The organism is Nonomuraea sp. NPDC049158, assembly GCF_040648335.1.
Taxonomy (GTDB): domain Bacteria; phylum Actinomycetota; class Actinomycetes; order Streptosporangiales; family Streptosporangiaceae; genus Nonomuraea.
The window spans coordinates 184,804-199,803 of sequence record NZ_JBEZDM010000007.1 but is presented as its reverse complement, the minus strand read 5'-3'; the positions used below and the strand labels follow the sequence as shown (position 1 = coordinate 199,803).

14 protein-coding genes are annotated in these 15,000 nt (G+C 69.3%); 9 read left to right on the top strand and 5 right to left on the bottom strand.

What is annotated here, in order from left to right; translation table 11 throughout:
• Positions 1-25: 25 nt before the first annotated feature.
• The 3 genes from AB0B61_RS18190 to AB0B61_RS18180 all read right to left on the bottom strand — a co-directional run bounded on the left by AB0B61_RS18190 (position 26) and on the right by AB0B61_RS18180 (position 3,379).
• Positions 26-1,387 carry a phenylacetate--CoA ligase family protein gene (locus AB0B61_RS18190; RefSeq protein ID WP_358432768.1) on the bottom strand — a complete coding sequence of 454 codons (1,362 nt, stop codon included), beginning with the start codon at positions 1,385-1,387 and terminating at the stop codon, positions 26-28.
• An 85-nt stretch (positions 1,388-1,472) separates the two neighbouring features.
• Entirely contained in the window at positions 1,473-2,129 is a 657-nt protein-coding gene (locus AB0B61_RS18185) for a response regulator transcription factor (RefSeq protein ID WP_358432766.1), read from the bottom strand.
• Entirely contained in the window at positions 2,126-3,379 is a 1,254-nt protein-coding gene (locus AB0B61_RS18180) for a sensor histidine kinase (protein WP_358432764.1), read from the bottom strand. Before AB0B61_RS18180 ends, AB0B61_RS18185 begins: the two co-directional genes overlap by 4 nt.
• A 169-nt stretch (positions 3,380-3,548) precedes the next feature.
• Between AB0B61_RS18180 and lon the strand changes: the two genes are divergently transcribed.
• Positions 3,549-5,909, top strand: a complete 2,361-nt coding sequence (gene lon, locus AB0B61_RS18175; protein WP_358432762.1) for an endopeptidase La — start codon at positions 3,549-3,551, stop codon at positions 5,907-5,909.
• 108 nt (positions 5,910-6,017) lie between these two features.
• Positions 6,018-7,166, top strand: a complete 1,149-nt coding sequence (locus AB0B61_RS18170) for a Fic family protein (protein WP_358432760.1) — start codon at positions 6,018-6,020, stop codon at positions 7,164-7,166.
• 42 nt (positions 7,167-7,208) lie between these two features.
• On the opposite strand, the gene AB0B61_RS18165 is transcribed toward AB0B61_RS18170, so the two are convergent.
• Positions 7,209-7,751, bottom strand: coding sequence for a TIGR03086 family metal-binding protein (locus tag AB0B61_RS18165; protein ID WP_358432758.1), 543 nt, complete (start codon positions 7,749-7,751; stop codon positions 7,209-7,211).
• Here AB0B61_RS18165 and AB0B61_RS18160 point away from each other — a divergent pair.
• Complete coding sequence (locus AB0B61_RS18160; RefSeq protein ID WP_358432756.1) at positions 7,750-8,595, top strand: helix-turn-helix domain-containing protein; 846 nt, start codon at positions 7,750-7,752, stop codon at positions 8,593-8,595. The two genes, AB0B61_RS18165 and AB0B61_RS18160, sit on opposite strands and share 2 nt — an antisense overlap.
• On the opposite strand, the gene AB0B61_RS18155 is transcribed toward AB0B61_RS18160, so the two are convergent.
• Entirely contained in the window at positions 8,561-9,028 is a 468-nt protein-coding gene (locus AB0B61_RS18155; protein WP_358432754.1) for a MarR family transcriptional regulator, read from the bottom strand. The genes AB0B61_RS18160 and AB0B61_RS18155 overlap by 35 nt on opposite strands.
• A gap of 110 nt (positions 9,029-9,138) precedes the next feature.
• Here AB0B61_RS18155 and AB0B61_RS18150 point away from each other — a divergent pair, with 110 nt between their 5' ends.
• The 6 genes from AB0B61_RS18150 (at position 9,139) to AB0B61_RS18125 (ending at position 14,948) form a co-directional block, all read left to right on the top strand.
• Entirely contained in the window at positions 9,139-10,185 is a 1,047-nt protein-coding gene (locus AB0B61_RS18150; RefSeq protein ID WP_358432752.1) for an FUSC family protein, read from the top strand.
• The gene (locus AB0B61_RS18145; RefSeq protein ID WP_358432750.1) at positions 10,169-11,464 is read left to right on the top strand and encodes an alpha-amylase family glycosyl hydrolase; all 1,296 of its coding nucleotides are present in this window, start codon (positions 10,169-10,171) and stop codon (positions 11,462-11,464) included. The genes AB0B61_RS18150 and AB0B61_RS18145 overlap by 17 nt, the downstream gene beginning before the upstream one ends.
• Positions 11,465-11,743: 279 nt before the next feature.
• Positions 11,744-12,688 carry an ATP-binding cassette domain-containing protein gene (locus tag AB0B61_RS18140; RefSeq protein ID WP_358432748.1) on the top strand — a complete coding sequence of 315 codons (945 nt, stop codon included), beginning with the start codon at positions 11,744-11,746 and terminating at the stop codon, positions 12,686-12,688.
• 37 nt (positions 12,689-12,725) lie between these two features.
• Positions 12,726-13,382 carry a methionine ABC transporter permease gene (locus AB0B61_RS18135; protein WP_358432746.1) on the top strand — a complete coding sequence of 219 codons (657 nt, stop codon included), beginning with the start codon at positions 12,726-12,728 and terminating at the stop codon, positions 13,380-13,382.
• Positions 13,383-13,391: 9 nt separating this feature from the next.
• A complete protein-coding gene (locus AB0B61_RS18130; RefSeq protein WP_358432744.1) occupies positions 13,392-14,216 on the top strand; it encodes a MetQ/NlpA family ABC transporter substrate-binding protein in 825 nt (274 codons plus the stop codon).
• Between the two features lie 135 nt (positions 14,217-14,351).
• Complete coding sequence (locus AB0B61_RS18125) at positions 14,352-14,948, top strand: hypothetical protein (RefSeq protein WP_358432742.1); 597 nt, start codon at positions 14,352-14,354, stop codon at positions 14,946-14,948.
• The last annotated feature ends 52 nt before the right edge of the window (positions 14,949-15,000 follow it).

Genomic DNA, 15,000 nt, shown 5'->3' with positions numbered 1-15,000 from the left:
TGGGATCAACCTGCCGGGATGGTCGTCACGCCCGGGTGTAGCGGTGTTTGGTGCCGGGTGGGAAGTACTCGGGGTCGCCCAGCTCGCGTAGCCGGATGAACGGCGCTTGCTGGGCCATCGGCACATAGGCCGCGAACTCGCTGTTGAGCCGGAGCAGCTGTTCGAGGATCGACTCGCCCACCAGTCTGGCCGTCTCCTCTGATGGCTTCTCGCCGGGCATGAGTTCCACCGTCACCGTCAGGTGCCGGTCGCGTCGGTCGTCCTCGACCGCCTCCATGACGAACTTTCCGGTCACCAGCGAGCTGACCGCCGGCTGCTGGAGCCCTACGGAGATGTTCTCCGGGTACACGTTCGCTCCGTAGTAGGACACGGTGAAGTGGCTGCGCCCGAACACGTAGACGAAGGGCCGGGACGGGCCGGTCGCCGAAGGTTCGAAGCCGTGATGCCGTACGAAGCGCGACATCCGCTCGAACGGCACGATACCGCCCTCGTCGGCGATGTGATAGCGGACCAAAGGGATGCCGTTGTCGCCCGAGAACACCAACGTGCCCTCGTGCTCCTCGAAGAAGCGGACCTCGGGGTCGTACTGGACGAGCGTCGGCAGCCGCGACTCGCCGAACAGCTCCCTCGCCGCCCCAGGGCGTCCGGCCAGGAATCGGCGGATCTCCACCGAAAGAGGCGTCTCGTTGCCCAGCACGCCCGCGTCGGCCGTGCCGTACAGGGAGGCGATGCCGCGCACCGGGTCGGCGATGCCCGCCCTGTCCGCCACCAGCGTGCGCCACTCCTCGCTGAACACCTCACCGGCCGTGACGAGCTTGACGTTCCATCTGGACCAGGGCAGTCCCGCGTCGATGACGTCCTTGAGGAAGGGCGGATAGCCGAGGAGGACGACCTGGTCGAAGTGCGGGGCCAGTTGCGGGAGTACGCGAAGGATCTCCCGCTTGTCGCTGCCGGGGGCGACCACAGTGATCGGGTAGCCGCGCTCGGTCAGGTGGCGGCAGCAGGCCACGGTGAACAGCCCGCCCACCCAGGTGCCGAGCGCGAAGCAGACGACGGCCAGCGTCCTGCGCTCCCGGGCCTCGAAGGAGTCCCGGAACACCTCCTCGAACCGCGCGGCGATCACCCGCTCGTCGGACACGGAACGCGGCCAGAACGACGGCGTGCCCGTCGAACCGGACGAGACCGCGATCATGTCGCCGATCACGCCGTCGCGGCAGAGCCGGGGGAGCGGGTGGCGGTTGAGGTAGCCGTCCTTGGTGAGCAGTGGCAACCGCGCGAAGTCGGCCATGCTCGACACCTGGTCCGGACTGACCCCGTGCTCGGCGAGGAACTCCCCATAGGCGGGCACCGACGCGGACACCTGATGGAATAGCGCAAGCGGGTCCATTTCTCAGACGGTAGATCCTGTCTCCCGTCCGCGCACGCGGTCACCCGTCTGCCCTGTCTGCTTCTGGTGGAGCCAGCCGTACGCGTCAGTCGCCCGGGCGTACCAGCCCCGTCTCGTACGCGTAGACGATCGCCTGTGCCCTGTCGCGCAGACCCAGTTTCATCAGCACCCGCCCCACATGGGTCTTGACCGTCTGCTCCGCCACCACCAGCTTGTCCGCGATCTCCTGGTTGGACATCGCCTGCGCCACCAGCGCGAGCACCTCCGTCTCGCGCTCGGTCAGCTCCGCCAGTCGCCTAACCGTCGGCGCCCGGGGCGCGCCCAGCCGGGCGAACTCGTGGATCAGCCGCTTGGTGACCGCCGGGGCGATGAGGGCGTCGCCCGCCGCGACGACCCGCACGGCCTCGGCGAGTTGAACGGCCGAGGCGTCCTTGAGCAGGAACCCGCTCGCCCCCGCCCGCAGCGCCTCGTAGACGTAGTCGTCGAGGTCGAAGGTGGTCAGGATGAGGACCTTCGGGCCGTCGCCCGACGACAGGAGCCGCCTGGTCGCCGTCAGCCCGTCCATGACCGGCATGCGTACGTCCATGAGCACCACGTCGGGTCGCAGCTCGGCCGCCCGCCGCACCGCCTCCTCGCCGTTGGCCGCCTCACCCACGACCTCGATGTCTGCCTGCGCGCTCAGGAACACCGTGAACCCGGTGCGCACCATTCCCTGGTCGTCCGCGATCAGCACCCGGATCACGCCGTCTCCTCCGCCCCGGCGATCGGTAACCTCGCGGCCACCTGGAAACCGCCTCCTTCGATGGGTCCCGCCTCCAACGTGCCGCCGAGCAGCGCCGCCCTCTCCCGCATGCCCACCAGCCCCTGAGCGGTCCCCTCCGGGCCGCCGGGCGCGGCGCCGGGGCCGTTGGTGACGTGGAGTCGTAAGGCGTCGTCGGCGCGCGCGACGGCGACCGTGACCGTGGCGCCGGGCGCGTGCCGCATCGCGTTGCTCAGCGACTCCTGCACGATCCGGTAGGCGGAGAGCCCGACGGCGGGCGGCAGCTCCCCGAGCGGCTGATCCGGCAGCTCGACCCCCACGGTGAGCCCGGCGGCGCGGGCGTTGGACACGAGCTCGTCCAGCCGGTCGAGGCCGGGCTGCGGCGCGGTGTCGGTGCGGCCGTCCTGGTCGCGCAGCACGCCGAGCACCTGGCGCAGCTCGGCGATGGCCTCCAGGGACAGGCTGCGGATCTCGGCCAGGCCCGCCTCCAGCCGCGCGGGATCGCCGGCCGCCTTGAGCGGCACCGCCTCGGCCTGGATGGCGATCACCGACATGTGGTGGGCGACCACGTCATGGAGCTCGCGCGCGATCCTGGCGCGCTCTTCGAGCACGGCCTGCGCGCCTTCGGCCAGCCGCGAGCGCCGCTCCTCCTCGGCGAGTCTGGCCGTGGCGTTGCGGCGGACGCGCACGTTGTAGCCGAACAGGGCGGCGACCGTCACCATGATCGTGACGAGGTAGAGCGAGTTGGGGTCGATGATCCACCCGGTCAGGAAGCTGATCACCCACACGGCGATGGTGATCCGGCGCTCGCAGCGCACGGCGACCGAATAGGTCACCAACGGGTACATCACCGCCAGCCCGAGCATGTAGGGCGGATCGCTCGTGCCGACCGCCCGGGTCACCCAGAGAACGACCGGCAGCATGACCATGGTCGCCCGCCAGGCAGCCAGCGGCCATCGGTCGCGCATCGCCACGGGCAGGGAGATGGCCGCGGCGGTGAAATAGAGCAGCGGCTCGGACATCCGCCGGGTGCCGGTGGTGTTCCAGTCCATCAGCTGCGACAGCGTGGTGCCGTAAAGGATCAGGGCCAGGACGATGCCGGCGATCGGAATCAGATCGACGACGCCGACGAGGGGCAGCCGGAGACGCAGTCGCTGCGAGCTGGGCGACGGCGGATCCGCGTCGCCCTGATACAGCGCCAGCGCGAAGGGCCGCACGACTGCCGAGAACACGCGATCACCCTACGGGGGCGTGGACGGGCGGGCATCAACCCTGGGTCGTCATCCTCAGGTAGGGGTGGCTTACATAATTACGATCGCCGTGAGCGAACATCGGCAAGCCTGGGAACAATGACGGGCTCTAATGACTTGAGTCCATATAACTCAACCCTTTGGAGTTCGTATGAGTGAGAGCTTGATCCTCCCGGTCCTGCCGCTGGACGACGAGGTCGTCCTGCCGGGCATGGTGGTTCCGCTGGACCTGTCCGACTCCGAGGTGCGGGCGGCCATAGACGCGGCTCAGGCATCCGGTGGTAACAAGCCGCGGGTCCTTCTCGTTCCCCGGATCGACGGCCGTTACGGCGCTGTCGGCGTGCAGGCCGTTGTCGAGCAGGTCGGGAGGCTGCCCGGTGGCGAGCCCGCCGCCGTGGTGCGCGGCGTCGACCGCGTGCGCGTCGGCACCGGCACGACCGGCCCCGGCGCCGCCCTTTGGGTGGAGGCCATCACGATCGACACCGTCGCCGCCGGTGAGCGCGCCCAGGAGCTGGCCAAGGAGTACAAGGCCCTGGCCACCACGATCCTGCAGAAGCGCGGCGCCTGGCAGGTGGTCGATCAGGTCAACCAGATCGACGACCCGTCGGTGCTGGCCGACAGCTCCGGCTACACCCCTTGGCTGACGACGGCCCAGAAGGTCGAGCTGCTGGAGGCCGCCGACCCGGCCGAGCGGCTGGCCAGGCTGGTCGAGTGGTCGCGTGAGCACCTGGCCGAGCTGGACGTCGCCGAGACGATCCGCAAGGACGTCCAGGAGGGCATGGACAAGCAGCAGCGTGAGTTCCTGCTGCGCCAGCAGCTCGCCGCGGTCCGTAAGGAGCTCAAGGAACTCAACGGCGACTCCACCGAGACCGAGGAAGAGGACTACCGGGCCCGCGTCGAGGCCGCCGACCTGCCGGAGAAGGTGCGCGAGGCCGCGCTCAAGGAGGTCGACAAGCTGGAGCGTACGTCCGACCAGTCTCCCGAGACCGGCTGGATCCGTACCTGGCTCGACACCGTTCTCGACCTGCCCTGGAACGAGCGGACCGAGGACAACTACGACATCACCGGCGCCCGTGCGGTGCTGGACGCCGACCACACCGGCCTGGCCGACGTGAAGGACCGCGTCATCGAGCACCTGGCCGTGCGCAAGCGCCGCCAGGACAAGGGCTTCGGCGTGGTGGGCGGGCGTCGCAGCGGCGCCGTACTCGCGCTCGCCGGGCCTCCCGGAGTGGGCAAGACCTCGCTGGGCGAGTCCGTCGCGCGGGCGATGGGCCGCAAGTTCGTCCGCGTCGCGCTCGGCGGCGTCCGTGACGAGGCGGAGATCCGCGGTCACCGGCGCACCTACGTCGGCGCGCTGCCCGGCCGCATCGTCCGCGCCATCCGCGAGGCCGGGTCGATGAACCCGGTCGTCCTGCTCGACGAGGTCGACAAGGTCGGCGCCGACTACCGCGGCGACCCGACGGCGGCCCTGCTCGAAGTGCTCGACCCGGCGCAGAACCACACGTTCCGCGACCACTACCTCGAGGTCGAGCTGGACCTGTCCGACGTGCTGTTCCTGGCGACGGCCAACGTCCTGGAGGCGATCCCCGGGCCGCTGCTCGACCGCATGGAGGTCGTCACGCTCGACGGCTACACCGAGGACGAGAAGGTGGCGATCGCCCGTGACCACCTGCTGCCCCGGCAGCTCGACCTCGCCGGCCTGACCGCCGACGAGGTGGGCGTCGAGGACGCGGCGCTGCGCAGGCTGGCCGCCGAATACACCCGGGAGGCCGGCGTACGGTCCCTGGAGCGCTCGGTCGCCCGCATCCTGCGCAAGGTCGCGGCCAAGAACGAGCTGCCCGTCACGGTCGGCGAGGACGACCTGGTCGGCTACATCGGCCGCCCCAGGTTCGTGCCGGAGTCGTCGCTGCCGGAGGCCACCCAGCGCACCTCGGTGCCCGGCGTGGCGACCGGTCTGGCGGTCACCGGCGCGGGCGGCGACGTCCTCTACGTCGAGGCGTCGCTGGCCGAGCCGGAGACCGGCGAGACCGGGCTCACGCTCACGGGCCAGCTCGGCGACGTGATGAAGGAGTCGGCCCGGATCGCGCTCTCCTACCTGCGCTCGCACGGCGCGGAGCTGGAGCTGCCGGTCACCGCGTTCAAGGACCGCTCGGTCCACGTCCACTTCCCCGCGGGCGCCGTGCCCAAGGACGGCCCCTCGGCGGGCGTGACGCTGACGACCGCGCTGGCCTCGCTCCTGTCCGGTCGTACGGTACGCAGTGACGTGGCCATGACCGGTGAGATCTCCCTCACCGGCCGGGTGCTGCCGATCGGCGGCGTCAAGCAGAAGCTGCTGGCGGCGCACCGGGCGGGCATCACCACGGTCCTCATCCCGGCCCGCAACGAGCCGGACCTGGACGACGTGCCCGAGGAGGTGCGCAACGAGCTGACGATCCACCCGGTCAGCGACGTGCGCGAGGTCCTCGACATCGCTCTGACCCCGGCTCAGGTCGCCTCCCCGGTCGCGGCCTGACCCATCACCCATCTGCCCCGTCGTACTTCGGTACGGCGGGGCTTTTGGCTATTTGGGCGAATTATCCGTTCGTTTGACTGAATGATTCGCTCATGCTTTCCTGGGTTCATGTTGTACGACACGCCCGCGCTGGAGGCCGCCGACAAGGGCGTGCTCGCGGAGATCGAAGACATGCGGCGCGACTTGAAATATCGCCTGGCCGAGACGCACCGTTGGGACGGACAGCTCCGCAGGCAACTGCAGGCGCGGGCGATTCAGGGGTCCAACTCGATCGAGGGCTATCGGGCCAGCGTCGAGGACATCGAGTCGATCATGGCGGGGGAGGAGCCGCTGGAGACGTCGGCCTCGGTGACGCGGGAGATCGCGGGTTACCAGCAGGCGCTGACCTATATCCAGATGCTTTCACGCGCTCCCACCTTCCGCTTCGACGTGGGGCTGCTCAACGCGCTCAATTTCATGATGATCGGCCACCACCGTGACAAGACGCCTGGAGTAGTACGCCCCGGCGGCATCTATGTTCGCAACGCCGCGACAGGAGAGGTGGTCTACGAGGGCCCGGACGCCGAAGAGGTGCCGGGGTTGCTCGACGAGCTCGTCACGTGGCTGAACACCGGAGATCTCGATGCGCCAAGCTACGTGCGTGGTGCGATGGCGCACTTCAACCTGGTCGCGATCCACCCGTGGCGCGACGGCAACGGGAGGATGTCGCGCGCCTTGCAGACACTGGTCCTCGGCCGCGAGCAGATTCTCACCCCTGAGTTCTCTTCAATTGAGGAGTGGCTCGGCCTGGGCGAGAACACGGTTGACTACTACCGCGCGCTCCGGGAGATCCAGCAGGGCTCGTGGCGGCCGCACGACGAGATGCTGTCCTGGGTGCGATTCTGCCTGCGGGCCCACCATCTCCAGGCCCAGCGGGTCCGGCAGCGTCTGGCCGAGGCCGGGGAGATCTGGATGCTGCTGGAGGAGCAGGTGGACGCCGACGGTCTCAACAGCCGGAGCGTTTCCGCCCTCTACGAGGTGTTCGTCAATAGGCGCCTGCGCAGGAGCCGCTACCAGGCCGACGAAGGGCTCAGTCAGGGCCAGGCCGCCCGCGACCTGCGCGACCTCGCCGCCAAGGGCTGGCTCCAGCCGTACGGCGAGACCAAGGGCCGCTTCTACGCCCCGGGGCCGCGCATGGCCAGGATCAAGGCCGACTTCGCCGAACGCGTCACCCCGCTGCGCGACCCCTACCGCCGGATGACCGACGCGAACGCGTAGTGTGGCCGACCCACCAACCGCAGACCCCCGGTCAACCGAAGATCACGGTGTCCAGGTCGGATCCCGGCCGATGAGGCCCAGCAGGCGGTCGAACGCCGGGGCGTCGTCCGGCACCGCCACCGGCGGCCCGAAGACGCCGCGCTGCCTGCCCATCTCCACCATCCGGTCGGTGAACTCCACGGCCCGTGAGACGGCCTCGGGCTCCGGCGAGTACTGCTGACCGGTGGCCCTGGCCAGGTCCCAGCCGTGCACGACCAGGTCGATGAGGTACATGTGGGCCAGCGCGGTCATCGGCAGCCCCATGTCAGGGCTGGTCCCCTCCCATGCCTCACGCCGCGACCAGGCGGCGAGTGTGCGCTCCGCTCGCTCGGGGAAGTCGCCCGCGTAGGGCCCCTGCTCCAGGCGCGGCCCCTTATGCGCCAGCGACTCGAACATCTGCGCCACCCACTCCAGGTGGTTGATCAACTCCTTGACGTCGAACTTCGCGCACGGCGTCGGCGACCCCAACTGGTCCTCTCGCACCGCGCCCACCAACCCAGAGGTACGTTCGGTGGCACGCGTCATCAGCGGCATCATGTCGTCCATGGCAGCCATGGTGCCCCGCCCACCGCAGGCGCGGCTTGTAGAAACGCGACAGCGCGGCTGGGTCGACCCGTACGCGGGACTTAACGCCTTCAATTTCGCCCGCCAGGCGCCATCGCCCGAAATTTCGGCGTATGTGGAGCACTTCTGGGTCGTCACCTGGACCGACCTCGCCGAGCCGTACGAACAGCGCATCGTCTCCCATCCCACCGTGAACATGACCATCACCCAGGACTTTCACCGGATCGCGGGAGTGATCAGGGGCGGGTTCTCGTACACGATGCGGGGCAGTGGCCGGGTGCTCGGCACGCGCTTCCGCCCCGGCGGCTTCCGGCCGTTTCTCGGCGGCCCGGTTTCCGAGCTGACCGACCGCTTCGTGGAGATCGGCGAGATGTACGACGCGGCGGGCGCGACCTTGGTCGAGCGGGTCCTGGCGGAGCCCGATCCCCAGGCCGCCATAGCGCTCATCGAGACGTTCCTGCTGAGTGTGGGGCCGGAGCCGGATCCGCTGGCCGAGGAGGTCGCGGCGCTGGTGGCGATGGTGGAGGACGACGTGTCCATGACCAGGGTCGATGAGCTGGCCGCCAAGTCGGGGCGGTCAGTGCGTTCGCTGCAGCGGTTGTTCCGGGACTATGTCGGTATCGGCCCCAAGTGGGTGATCCGCCGTTTCCGGCTGCACGAGGCCGCGGAACGGGTCTACCAGGGCCTCGATCTCGCCACGCTGGCCACCGAACTCGGCTACACCGACCAGGCGCACCTGACCCGCGACTTCACCGCCGCCGTCGGCATGCCACCCGCGGCCTACGCCCGACTCAGAGGCCAGGCCCCTGAGCCCCACGTCCGTTGAGCGGGTCTGCGTGCAGCTGGTCGAGCAGGTCGGCGGCGACGGCCAGGATGCGGCACTCCGCCGGGGTGAGCCGCTGTGCCATCGCCTGGGCCAGCCACACGTCCGTGGTGCCGGCCTGCTCGGTGAGCAGCGCGGTGCCGCGTTCGGTGAGGACGATGTGGTGCCGGCGGCGGTCGTCCTCGTCGCGGGAGCGGCGGATCAGGCCCTGCTCGTCCAGTGCGGCGAGGACGCGGGTGACGGACTGGGGTTGCAGGTGTTCGGCCGATGCCAGCTCTCCGGCGGTCATGGCGCCACGCCGGTGCAGGTGCCCGAGCAGGGAGAGGGCCAGGGCGCCGAGGCCGTGTACGGGGCGCTCCTCGCGCAGGCGCCGCGCCAGGCCGACGGCCGCGCGGCGGAGTGACACGGCCGTGGCTCGTAGTTCCTCGTCGTCCATGACTATTACGCTATCACTTACTAAATATCCGCACGCACTTAGCGTTAACCGAATATTTACTACGCAGTGCGTATGAATGATGCTAGGCTCCCGCGTCGGGAGGTGCCGACGTGGGGATCGAGACGCGACGCATGCTCGCCGCCGCGCTGGGGCTCGGCGGCCCGGTCGCATGGGGTGTGGCCGCGGGATATCCCGCCCTGGGCGCGCTGGCCGCCATCGGCGCCCTCGCCGTAAGCGGAGTGGGCGGAGTCTTGGCGGGCACGACGCGCGCCGACGGCGTCGCCGTACCCGCCGGGGGCGGCTCTTTGGCTGAGGGGCTGGTGCGCGGAGGCTGCGCACTGGTGGCCACCACCGCGGCGGGGCTCATCGGTGCTGTCGCCGGGGGGCATGGCTGGATCACGGCGGTGACCGTCGTGCTCGTCGCGGCTGTGGCGGCGGTGGTGGGCGGGATGAGCCGTCCCATGGCCGAGCACACCACGCGCTTCATCGTCTTCATGGTCGTCACGACCGGCCTGGCCCAGGACGCCGCGCCCGTCGCCGCCGCCGTGCTCCTCGCCGGAGGAGCGATCTGGGGCCTGCTGGTCACCACGCTGGTCGCCCGGCCACCACAGGGGGAGCGGACGAGCCCCAAGCCCACCAGCAGAGCGCTTCTGAAGCGCTGGTGGCGGACGCTCGGGACCGTGCGCGGCTGGCAGTACGCCATCCGCCTGACCACCTGCCTGGCCGCGGCCGAGATCATCGGCCTCGTGTGGCCGCAGCCGAACGCCTCCTGGATCGCCGTGACCGTCGTGATCGTGGTCAGGCGGCGGCTGGACGGCGCGCCGCGGCGCGCGATCGAGCGGGCCGCGGGCACCGCCGCCGGAGTGCTGGCCGGGTCCGCCGCGCTGCTGTGGGTGCCGCCGTCGTGGCTGTTCGTGCTGCTCGTTTCGGCGCTGGCCGCGGTCAGGCCGGTGCTCAAGGATCGCCAGTACACCCTGTACGCGACCGTCATGACGCCGCTCGTCCTGCTGCTCATGGAGGGCGGCGGAAGAGTGGCCCCCGCCACGATCGGGTACCGGCTGGCGGACACGGCCATAGGCTGCGTGCTGGCCCTGGGGATCGGCTATCTACCCTGGACAGTACGCCGAGAGAGGAGCGTACGTGCCATCGTGGACTGACCATGCGATCTGGTGGCAGGTCTACCCGCTCGGCTTCACCGGAGCCCCTGCCGCCGCCCAGGCGGGCGTGCGGCACCGGCTGCGCCACCTCGAGGCGTGGCTGGACTACGTCGTGGAGCTGGGCTGTTCGGGGCTGCAGCTCGGGCCGATCTTCGCCGCCGAGACCCACGGGTACGACACCGTCGACCACTTCAGGATCGACCCCCGCCTCGGCGATGACGCCGACTTCGACTCCCTCGTCGCCCAGGCGCGGCGGCGCGGACTCCGGATCATCCTCGACGGCGTGTTCAACCACGTCGGCCGGTCGTTCCAGGCGGACGAGCGATGGTTCAGGAAGGGACCCGGCGGCTACGAGGTGTTCGAGGGGCATCCGGGGCTCGTCGCGCTCGACCACGCGGAACCGGCCGTGCGAGACCACGTCGCCGCCGTGCTGAACCACTGGCTCGACCGCGGCGCCGCGGGCTGGCGGCTCGACGCGGCCTATGCCGTACCGGCGTCGTTCTGGCGGGAGGTGCTGCCCGGCGTGCGGGCGCGGCATCCGGAGGCGTGGTTCGGCGGCGAGGTGATCCACGGCGACTATGCCGGATATGTCGCCGAGTCGGGGCTCGACTCCGTCACCCAGTACGAGCTGTGGAAGGCCATCTGGAGCTCCCTGAACGACCGGAACCTCTTCGAGCTGGCCTGGGCCCTCGACCGCCACGACGGGTTGCTGGACACCTTCGTCCCCCTCACCTTCGTCGGGAATCACGACGTCACCAGGCTCGCCACCCGGCTCGAGAACCCCCTGCACCTCGGCCACGCCCTGGCCGTGCTCTTCACCGTCGGCGGCCTGCCGAGCGTCTATTACGGCGACGAGCAGGCCTTCCAGGGGCTGAAGGAGGAGCGGGTGGGTGGTGACGACGCGATCAGGCCGGAGTTCCCGGCGGAGCCCGGCGGCCTCGCCCCGGACGGGATCGAGGTCTACCGGCTGCACCAGCGGCTCATCGGCCTGCGCAGGCGCCACCCGTGGCTGGTCAGAGCCCGTACCACCGCCGAGCACCTGACCAACACGGCCGTGGCCCTCCGCTCCCGCCCCCGCGACGGCGGCGGCGACGGGACGGAGATCGTCACGCTGCTGAACCTCGGCGACCAGCCGCACCACTTCCCGATCGGCCGTGCCGACCCGGCCGAGCCCCGGCACGGCGTGACCGATCCGGCCGTCGTCCCGGCGCACAGTTGGAGCGTCGTGACGCAGGTCACCGAGGAAGTAGGGAATAGCGGGAAGCGGTCAGGCCGTTAACAGTGGCGTGAACGAGGCATACGTGACAGACCAGAGCGCCCGCGGCGGCGCCGGATGTTGCTGTATGGGGCGAATGTCCGCTATGGGCTGCCAGATCCGCTAACCAGCCGTCCCTCCTCGAAGGTCACCCATGTTGCTTACTCCCACTTTCGTGCTGCGCAGGCTGAGCCACCTGCCCTTCCACCCCGGCACCCGTTAGACCGCCCGCCCGCGGGCCCTCCAACGATGGTGATGTCGATTCCAGCGGCGTGCTGCCGCTCTTAGTGGTGGGGATTTTTCGTGATTCAGGCGTCCGGCCTGCGCAAGGTGTACGGGAACACCGTCGCTCTCGACGGGGTCAGCCTGCACGTACGCGAAGGCGAGATCTACGGCGTGCTCGGCCAGAGCGGCGCGGGCAAGAGCACCCTCCTGCGCTGCGTCAACCTGCTCGAACGCCCCACCGCGGGCACCGTCACCGTCGCCGGACAGGACCTGACCGCGCTGCGCAGCGGCGAGCTCAACCGCGCCAGGCAGCGCATCGGCATGATCCACCAGCACTTCGCGCTCCTCTCCTCGCGCACGGTCGCCGGGAACGTCGCCTTCCCGCTGGAGGTCATGGGCGTGCCCAAGGCCGAGCGGGAGCGCCGCGTCGCCGAGCTCCTCGACCTGGTCGGCCTCGGCGGCCGGGGCGGCGACCGCCCGAACCAGCTGTCGGGCGGGCAGAAGCAGCGCGTCGGCATCGCCAGAGCGCTCGCGGGCAACCCGTCGGTCCTGCTGTCGGACGAGGCCACCTCGGCGCTCGACCCGGCCACCACGCAGTCGATCCTGGCCCTGCTCAAGCGGCTCAACACCGAGCTCGGCCTGACGATCCTGCTGATCACCCACGAGATGAACGTGGTCAAGAGCGTCTGCGACTCGGTCGCCATCATGGCGGACGGCCGCGTCGAGGAGTCGGGCACGATCGCCGACCTCATCAGGACGCCGGGATCGCGACTGACGCGCGAGATCTTCCCGCTGCCCGAACCGGCGCCCGCGGGCTCGGTCACGCTCACCTTCACCGGCGACCCGCGGCAGGCGGTGGTGTCGGAGGTGGTGCGCAAGTTCGACGTGGACGTGAACATCCTGGGCGGCTCGATCGAGGACCTCGCCGGTGGCGCCGTCGGCCGCCTGCGGGTGTCCCTCTCGGGGGGCGAGGAGGCCGGCGCGCTGGCCTTCCTGCGCTCGCGGGGGGTGCTGGTGTCATGACGACGTTTCTTGTACGGCACAGCACGGAGGAGTCGGCATGACCTGGGATGAGATGGGGCCGTTGCTCTGGGAGGCGGCCGGGCAGACCGCGCAGATGGTCGGCTGGTCGACTCTCTTCACCGTGCTGTTCGGGCTGCCGCTGGGAGTGGCGCTCGTGGTGTTCGATCGAGGCGGGCTGCGGCCGGCGCCGGCGTTGAAGTCGGTGCTGGGCGTCGTGGTGAACGTGGGCCGGTCGCTGCCGTTCATCGTGCTGATGATCGCCATCATCCCCTTCACCCGGCTCGTCGTCGGCACCACCATCGGCACCGCGGCCGTGGTCGTGCCGCTCACCGTGGGGGCGGTGCCGTTCTTCGCCCGGCTGGTGGAGACGGCGTTGCGCGAGGTGGGCGCCGACGTGGTGCAGGCGGCCCAGGCCATGGGCGCCGGTCGTACGACGATCGTGCGGAAGGTGCTGCTGCCCGAGGCGCTGCCCGGCCTCGTCGCCGCGGTGACCGTCACCGTCGTCGCGCTCATCGGCTACTCGGCCATGGCCGGGACCATCGGCGGGGGCGGGCTGGGGGACCTGGCCGTCAGGTACGGGTACCAGCGGTTCGAGACCCTGCTCATGATCGTCACTGTCGTGCTGCTCGTCGTGTTGGTGCAGCTGATCCAGAGCCTGGGCGACCTGGTCGCCCGTCGGCTATCGCATAGGTAAGGAAAAATAATGAAATTTCGGAACATTGTGGGCGCTATTGCCCTGGCTCTGTTGCTCGCCGCATGCGGAACGTCGCAGGGAGCTACCAGCAAGACCGCCGAGTCCGCCGACACCGTGCTGAAGGTGGGCGCCAGCCCGGTCCCGCACGCGGAGATCCTGAACTTCGTCAAGCAGAACCTGGCCCCCGCTGCCGGGCTGAAGCTGGACATCGTGGAGTTCACGGACTACGTGCAGCCGAACGTACAGCTCAGTGAGGGCCAGCTGGACGCGAACTTCTTCCAGCACAAGCCCTACCTGGACGACTTCAACGCCTCCAAGGGCACCAAGCTGAGCTTTGTCACGCCGGTGCACCTGGAGCCGCTGGGGTTGTACTCCAAGAAGGTGACCGCGCTCACCGCCCTGCCGCAGGGCGGCACCGTGGCCGTGCCCAACGACGCCACCAACCTGGGCCGCGCGCTCAAGCTGCTCGCCGACAACGGCGTGGTCAAGCTCAAGGACGGCGCGGGCACCGCGGCGACCGAGCGTGACGTGACCGACAACCCCAAGAAGCTGGTGTTCAAGCCGCTGGAGGCCGCGCAGCTGCCCCGCTCGCTCGACGACGTCGACGCCGCGGTCATCAACGGCAACTACGCCATCGAGGCCGGACTCAAGCCCGCTTCGCAGGCTCTGGTGCTGGAGAAGGCCGAGGGGAACCCGTACGCCAATGGGCTGGTCGTGGCTGCTGGGCATGAAAAGGACGCGAATATCGTGACCTTGAGCAAGCTCCTTCAGGACCCGAAGGTCAAGGAATTCATCAAGCAGAAGTACGCCGGTTCCGTGATCGCCGCCGGATAATACCCGATAAATCCGGAAGATCGGGAAAATCCTCTTATCCCGCTACCTGTGGTGTTAAGTCGGTTGAAAGTGCATGGCAATCGGTCAGACGTACGAAGACGGGGTCAGCAATACCTCTCCCGAGGAGGCCCCAAAGTGCGATTCGTTTCGCGAATCCTGATCGGCGTCGCAGCCACCACTGTGGTGGCTGTCGGCGCACCGGCAGCGGCCAATGCCACCACCGTCACCACCGCCACTCCAGCCACGACCGCGTCGAGCTTCTACGACGCGAGCTGGGGACCCTACTTCTCCAGCGATCACAAGGCCAAGGCGGAAGGCCATGTGAGCGTGGACAAGAAGCGGTTCAAGTTCTGGCACTGGAAGACGTTCTTCGTCAAGTCGAAGGTGTGCACCTTCGACAAGAAGACCCACAAGAAGCACTGCGAGTTCGTCGTCAAGAAGATCAAGAAGCGCGTGTGGGAGTGGCGGTTCAGCTACTTCTTCACCGTCGACAGCACTCTCACCAACTACAAGTGGTGGGGTCACAACAAGTGCGCGTGGGAGACCTTCAAGGTCGTCGACAACGACGGTCACTCGTCGTTCAGGTCCTTCTCCACCTGCGGCAAGCACCCGGCGGAGTTCTCCTTCTCCGGTAAGGACGCGGCCCACATCTATGTGGACGTGAGCAGGGGCAACCGGCACGGACCGACAGGGTTCCACTCCGGGTGGCAGGACGTGTATCACGCCGCCTGAGCAGAACGCGGAGCCGCGATCTCGACGCTGAGATCGCGGCTCCGCCGTATTC